We start from the raw sequence: 8,213 nt of genomic DNA, 5'->3' as shown, positions 1-8,213 counted from the left end.
TCTCCATGCCGCTGCTCTTAAAGGCCAAACAGAGGCCATCCAGACATTGCTGAACTTTGACCCCTCACTGGCCAAAGAGAAGACTAACGATGGCCAAACGGCTCTCCACTATGCTGTTTATAGTGGCCAAACAGTGGCCATCCAGGCATTGCTGGACTTTGACCCCTCACTGGCCAAAGAGAAGGATAAATATCGCGATACGGCTCTCCACTGGTCTGCTGCTAAAGGCCAAACAGAGGCCATCCAGACATTGTTGAACTTTGACCGCTCACTGGCCAAAGAGAAGGATAAATATGGCCAAACGGCTCTCCACCACGCTGCTTTTGAAGGCCACACAGAGGCCATCCAGGCATTGCTGAACTTTGATCCCTCACTGGCCAAAGAGAAGACTAACGATGGCCAAACGGCTCTCCACGACGCCGCTCTTAAAGGCCAAACAGAGGCCATCCAGATATTGCTGACCATTGCCCCCTCACTGGCCAAAGAGAAGACTAACGATGGCCAAACGGCTCTCCACTATGCTGCTTTTTATAGTGGCCAAACAGTGGCCATCCAGGCATTGCTGGACTTTGACCCCTCACTGGCCAAAGAGAAGGATAACAATGCCGAAACGGCTCTCCACTGGTCTGCTGCTAAAGGCCAAACAGAGGCCATCCAGGCATTGTTGAACTTTGACCGCTCACTGGCCAAAGATAAGAGCAACCATGGCATGACGGCTCTCCACAACGCTGCTTTTAAAGGCCACACAGAGGCTATCCTGGCATTGCTGGACTTTGACCCCTCACTGGCCAAAAAGAAGACTAAAAAAGGCCTAACAGCTCTCCACATAGCTTCTTTTGAAGGCCATACAGAGGCCATCCAGACATTGCTGAAATTTGACCGATCCCTGGCCAAAGAGAAGGATAACAATGGCCAAACGGTCCTCCACGTCGCTGCTCTTGGAGGCCTCACAGAGGCTATCCAGGCATTGCTGGACTTTGACCGCTCCCTGGCCAAAAAGAAGGATAACAATGGCCGCACGGCTCTCCACGCCGCGGCTCTTAAAGGCCAAACAGAGGCCATCCAGACATTGCTGACCATTGCCCCCTCCCTGGCCAAAGAGAAGAATAAGTTTGGCGATACGGCTCTCCACTATGCTGCTTCTTATAGTGGCCAAACAGAGGCCATCCAGATATTGCTGACCATTGCCCCCTCACTGGCCAAAGAGAAGACTAACGATGGCCAAACGGCTCTCCACTTCGCTGCTCGTAAAGACCAAACAGAGACCATCCAGGCATTGCTGAACTTTGACCGCTCCCTGGCCAAAAAGAAGGATAACAATGGCCGCACGGCTCTCCACGAAGCTGCTTTTAAAGGCCACACAGAGGCCATCCGGACATTGCTGGACTTTGTACCCTCACTGGTCAAAAAGAAGGATCACAATGGCGGCACGGCTCTCCACGAAGCTGCTTTTAAAGGCCACACACAGGCCATCCGGACATTGCTGGACTTTACCCCCTTCCTGGCTAAAGACCTGGCCAAAAAGAAGGATAACAATGGCCGCACGGCTCTCCACGAAGCTGCTTTTAAAGGCCACACAAAGGCCATCCGGACATTGCTGAACTTTGACCCCTCACTGGTCAAAAATAAGGATGACAATGGCGGCACGGCTCTCCACGAAGCTGCTTTTAAAGGCCACACAGAGGCCATCCGGACATTGCTGGACTTTACCCCCTACCTGGCCAAAGACCTGGCCAAAGAGGAGGATGAAGATGGCTTGACGGCTCTCGACAAAGCTGCTGAAAAAGGCCACACAGAGGCCATCCAGACATTGCAGGCCTTTGACCGCTCCCAGGCCAAAGTTAAGGATAAGAATTGCGAAACGGCGCCCAATTTAGCTAAGGGCTTCAAAGAGACCACCAAGTTATTTACGTACTTTGCTGTTTCCCAGGCCGATCATGAAAAAGACAACAGTACGCTCACAACCAACGTGAAGATCGACGATACAAAAAAAAAAGCTGACAAAACAGCTCAGGCTGGCTCTGTTGCAACTAACGATCCTGTCCCGACTGATAGTAAAACTGCGGTTGACTCTCGTAACAAGTCATTCAATGAAGGCCCCGATACTGACTCGGCACCACGGGAACTGCTCAATGAAGGCCCCGATACTCACTCGGCACCACGGGAACTGTTCAATGAAGGCCCGGATACTGACCCGGCACCATGGGAACTGTCAACAATTGAGTCACCCGCTATCAGCGAAAACAGAACTGCTCTGGCTGATTCTGCTGCTGAGAAGGACAGCATAGTATTCCCGCAGGAAAATCCGTCCCCCGGGGAAGCCAAAGACGTTGACGAGCTTGGGAAAACAAAGCTGCACCGTGCGGCTGAGAAGGGTGACTTTTCGGAAGTGTATTCTCTAAGCTTTAAAGAGAATATCAACCAAACTGACAACAATGGAAAAACAGCGCTGCATTATGCTGCTGAGAAGGGCTTCAAATCATGTCTGAAAAAACTATTCTCTAAAGAGAATATCAACCAAACTGACAAGAGTAGAAAAACACCTCTACATTATCCAATTTTATACGAGTATGAGGAATTTCTGGAAGAATTATGTAAGCAGTACGTTAAGCATTTCTCGCCCGAAAATATCAGTCATGCCCTGCGATTAGCCATCGATAAAGATTATTACAACAAAGATACTACAGAGTTACTGGTCAATAGGATACGCCTGGAAGATCAGGACGAAACTGACGGTAAAACACTCCTGCACTACGCTGCAGAAAAAGGCAACAAAAATTACCTGGAAAAATTTCTGGAGAAAGCAAAAAGGCAAGGGAACCTGGAAAAATCCATCAAGCTTGAAGATCAAAGAAAGAGGACACCCCTGCACTATGCAGCCAAGGAAGGACAAGGACACAGTAATTGTCTTCAGTCACTACTGAAAGAACTCAAAGAATTAACATGCATCAATGCAAAAGATGAAAATGGTGACACGCCACTGCTCCTGGCTGCTACTGATGCATGCGTAAGAGAGCTGATAAAGGCTAATGCTGATGTGCATGAGAAAAATAACAGAGGTATAACGCTACTGCATCGTATAGCCATGTCAGAGAAGAGAATTAATTGGCTGAAAGAAAATTACAAATGTTATAAAGATAAACATTTTAATGCACCTGACATGGGCGGTAATACTCCGCTGCACTATGCAGCTTACAACGGTAATATAAGATTTCTGCAAGTGATCTGTGAAAAAGAAGGTAAAACTATACATAAATATTTCCATACTAAGAATAAAAAAGGTGTTTCACCACTATTTTTAACTGTTCATAATGACAACAAAAACGAAGGCCTGATAAAACTGATCAAAACCAAAAATATAATACAAGAGGATGACCAGCTTTCGAGGTTATTTCTGTATGCTGCAGCTAATGGCAAAAACGATTACCTGGAAAGTTTTTTTGATGAAAAGTTTAACAAAAAAATAGATATCAATCACAAATTTCCGGATAGTGGCATGGCTTCTTTGCACTATGTCATTAAAGATAAATGTTGGAACCACAATAGTTCTAAGGAGGTTCAAGGATATGAAAAATGTCTTGAGCACATACTCTCCAAGTTCGATGACGTAGATATCAATCTCAAAGATAACCAAGGCAAGACACCATTACATTTGGCTGCCGAGGCAGATAATATTCGGTGCCTGAAAAGGTTGCTAGACCCAGAGAAACACAAAGTTAAAATCAAAGCTGAAATCAATCTCCAAGATAACCAAGGCAAGACACCATTACATTTGGCTGCCGAGGCAGACAATATTCGGTGCCTGAAAAGGTTGCTAGAAGAAAAAAAAGGCACACTTTGTATCAATTTTACTGATAACCAAGGCAAGACACCATTACATTTGGCTGCCGAGGCTGGCAATATTAAGTGCCTGATAGGGTTGCTAGACCAAAGAAAACACCCAGTTAATATCAATGATGAGGATAAGCAAAACAATAAACCCCTGGATTTGGCTAAACACTCTGTTTGCCAAGAGGCTCTGCAGGAGGACTGGGATAATCTCAACGACTGTGAACGCAAAGATAAAGGTGAGTACTATCTCAACAAATATTTTGAAGGACAAGCCTGTCAGACCAACGACCAAAATGAAAATACTCACAGTCAAAGTAATCCAGTTGACTCATCAGATGGTTCTATTCGCTATCAAGAAAAAGTATTTATAAATGATCAAGTAGTGGATCGCCTTGATGAAATTAAAGTAAAGTAAAGTATCCAGATTTGAATTTTATCCCTTCTTGCTTGCCCCCCCGAAAGGGTCAGGTCTTGATTCTTGAATCGAATGGTTTTAAGTGTCGTCAAACAGATGATAATGAGTGGTCATAAGCACCAGGAATGAATTGTCCAGTTAAAGCGGTCACAAACCTCGGCCAGGGTATCCAGGAACAGATTGAAGTCAGACTCTTCTCGATAAATAGAATTACGTTCATTCCCCCGGGAAGTCACATGGTACATCGCAATTGCGTACTCAATTCTCAATGGCCTGCTCACTTTTTATGCCCCAAGCTTATAATCAAGAAACTATAAAAGTAGAACAGGATTAATAAGCGTCAAGAATCAAGACCTGACCCGAGTTTTCCGCCCCTTCAGTAATCAGCGCCTTGAACTGTTGCCAGATATTTGTGGTTGCCATTGCTTGCATTCCGGATAAACGATCACTGTCTAGTGAAAATTGGTTACATTCCTGACTTTTGATTTAAACGACAATCTTCTTGTTAAAAAAATTTTTGTCTTTTGTGGAACTCACCCTGCTGATTTTTTGTCGTACTCGTAGTTTTGAGTCAAATGGCAGGCTAAAGCGATGGATGGTATCGGTAGAAACGGGGCAGATGTCCGCTTTAATTGTTCTTCTATCTGTATAACTGACGAACATATCAGAGGACAACTTGGTGGACACTCACTGGTCGAAACATCTTGCAAACCGGAACCCCACGTTTTCCACCTGGGGTGCATCACCCGACACCTTGATGAGCAGAGTGAAACAAGTCTTCATAAACGCCGATGCAGTGAATGCGGGCAATCGGCACTGCCACTGATTCGTAAGGACGAGGAAAGCGTCGATGACAACGAATCACCTTATTGTGAATCCCGAATGCTTAAAGTGGATGTGAATGTCAAAACACATACAAATAGTAAAACTGCGGTTGACTCTCGTAAAAAGTCATTCAATGAAGGCCCGGATACTGACCCGGTACCACGGGAACTGTCAACAATTGAGCCACCCGCTATCAGCGAAAACAGAACTGCTCTGGCTGATTCTGCTGCTGAGGAGGACAGCATAGTATCCCCGCAGGAATATCCGCCCCCTGGGGAAGCCAAAGACGTTGATGAGCTTGGGAAAACAAAGCTGCACCGTGCGGCTGAGAAGGGCGACTTTTCGGAACTGCATTCTCTAAGCTTTACAGAGAATATCAACCAAACTGACAACAGTGGAAAAACAGCGCTGCATTATGCTGCTGAGAAGGGCCACATACAATGTCTGCCATATCTATTCTCTAAAGCTAATATCAACCAAACTGACAACAGTGGAAAAACAGCTTTACATTATGCAATTTTAAAAAAGAATGAGGAATGTCTGGAAAAATTATGTGAAAAATATATGGATCTCTCGCCCACAAATATTAATCATGCCCTGCGATTAGCCATCGATGAAAATTATGACAACAAAGATACAGAGTTACTGGTCAATATAATACGCCTGGAAATTCAGGACAAAACTGACGGTAAAACACTCCTGCACTACGCTGCAGAAAAAGGCAACAAAAATTACCTGGAAAAATTTCTGGAGAAAGCGAAAAGGGAAGGGAATCTGGAAAAATCCATCAAGCTTAAAGATCAAAGAAAGAGGACACCCCTGCACTATGCAGCCGAGGAAGGACAAGGACACAGTAATTGTCTTCAGTTACTACTGAAGAAAGAACTCAAAAAATTAACATGCATCAATGCTAAAGATGAAAATGGTGACACACCACTGCTCCTGTCTGCTACTGATACATGCGTAAGAGAGCTGATAAAGGCTAAAGCTAATGTGCATGAGAAAAATAACAAAGGTATAACGCTACTGCATCGTATAGCCATGTCAGAGAGTAGAATTAATTGGCTGAAAGAAAATCACAAATACTTTAAAGATATTATTAATGAACCTGACATGGACGATAATACTCCGCTGCACTATGCAGCTTATAACGGTAATATAAGATTTCTGCAAATGATCTGTGAAAAAGAAGGTAAAACTATACATAAATATTTCCATATTAATAATAAACATGGTGTTTCACCATTACTTTTAACCATTCATAATGACAACAAAAACGAAGACCTGATAAAACTGATCAAAACCAAAAATATAATACAAGATAGTGACCAGCTTTCGAGGTTATTTCTGTATGCTGCTGCTAATGGCAAAAACGAATACCTGGAAAGGTTTTTTGATAAAAAGTTTAACAAAACAATAGATATCAATCACACAGTTCCGCATAGTGGTATGGCTGCTTTGCACTATGTCATTAAAGATGAATGTTGGAACTACAATAGTTCTAAGGAGGTTCAAGGATATGAAAAATGTCTTGAGCACATACTCTCCAAGTTCGATGACGTAGACATCAATCTCCCAGATAACCAAGGCATGACACCATTACATTTGGCTGCCGAGGCAGACAATATTAAGTGCCTGAAAATGTTGCTAGACCCAGAGAAACGCAAAGTTAAAATCAAAGTTAAAATCAATGCCAGTGATAAACAAGGCAAGACACCATTACATTTGGCTGCCGAGGCAGACAATATTCGGTGCCTGAAAAGGTTGCTAGAAGAAAAAAAAGGCACACTTAATATCAATGCTTCTGATGGCCAAGGCAAGACACCATTACATTTGGCTGCCGAGGCAGACAATATTAAGTGCCTGATAGGGTTGCTAGACCAAATAAAACACCCAGTTGATATCAATGCTGAGGATAAGCAAAACAATAAACCCCTGGATTTGGCTAAACACTCTGTTTGCCAAGAGGCCCTGCAGGAGGACTGGAATAATCTCAACGACTGCGAACGCAAAGATAAAGGTGAGTACTATCTCAACAAATATTTTGAAGGACAAGCCTGTCAGATCAACGACCAAAATGAAAATACTCACAGTCAAAGTAATCCAGTTGTCTTATCAGATGGTTCTATTCGCTATCAAGAAAAAGTATTTATAAATGATCAAGTGGTTGATCGCCTTGATGAAATTAAAGTAAAGTATCCAGAATTGGATTTTATCCCTTGCCCGGAAGTTAACTCCTTTGTTGTTTTAGCAAAGGATTTTGTTGATAAAATTATTAAAGGCAGCCACGAAGATGCAATTTTCGGCTATTCCGGAATTAGAGGAAACCTCAATACCATAAATCCTGAAGACCTGAAACAAATCTATGCTCCCGTACAATTTATACCTGGATTTGAACTTAATAATAATTTATCACTGGATGGCTATCCTTTCCATATTGAAGGAACCAAAGGTAAAATTATTGAATTCTTGGATAAATATGAAAGATTTCATTTTACGGCAAAAAGCATTGACAAAAAAGAGCAATCAAAAGCCAGAGTCGGTGTGAATATAAAGTTATGTCTGGCTGATTGTGATCTGCGAAAAATGGTGCGCAATTTTTTCGTAGCTCCAATTAAAGACACTTTTGGCCTAATACCATTAGACTTTATTGAGGGAATTATTGAACATGCGAATTTACAAGGCTTGCTTAAGATAATTTCTGATGCTGTTAACACTAGCAAGAAAAAACTTCAGGAGGAACTTCAGAAGGAACTTCAGAAGGAAGTTGTTAACACCGCAGAAAAAATGCAGAAAAATCTTAGTAGCGAAGTAGCAGAGCAACCTGAAAAAATAGCATCCAAAAAATTCGATATCGTCATCAATAAAATTCGCAATGAATTAAAAAGGCTCAACAAAACTGATGATATTGACACATCATTGTCAAAAAATAATTTTAAGGTTTGCAGTGGCCCCATCAATTTACTGCATAACATCAAGAACGGTCAGAAAATTAAAATTGAATTTGACCGGTTTGAATCATTAAACAGCCCCGCCCGTTTACAGATCAACTCAACTGGCAGCCAGGTAGAGTTCAAAGATCTATCTGAAGCATTGAAGATGATTTTCGGTGTTTGTCAACATAGTTGTCGCCTCAACTTAA

General features: G+C 42.8%; 2 protein-coding genes. Both read left to right on the top strand.

What is annotated here, in order from left to right; translation table 11 throughout:
* Positions 1–4,246 (top strand): ankyrin repeat domain-containing protein (locus CX664_RS17690; RefSeq protein ID WP_146000113.1); only part of this gene is annotated, 4,246 nt, incomplete at its 5' end.
* 591 nt (positions 4,247–4,837) lie between these two features.
* Positions 4,838–8,213, top strand: a 3,376-nt coding sequence (locus CX664_RS17680) for an ankyrin repeat domain-containing protein (RefSeq protein WP_146000112.1), incomplete at its 3' end; no start/stop codon positions are given.

The organism is Endozoicomonas acroporae, assembly GCF_002864045.1.
Taxonomy (GTDB): Bacteria; Pseudomonadota; Gammaproteobacteria; order Pseudomonadales; family Endozoicomonadaceae; genus Endozoicomonas; species Endozoicomonas acroporae.
Note: the sequence above shows the minus strand (reverse complement) of the source record. Positions and strands in the feature narration are given on the sequence as shown.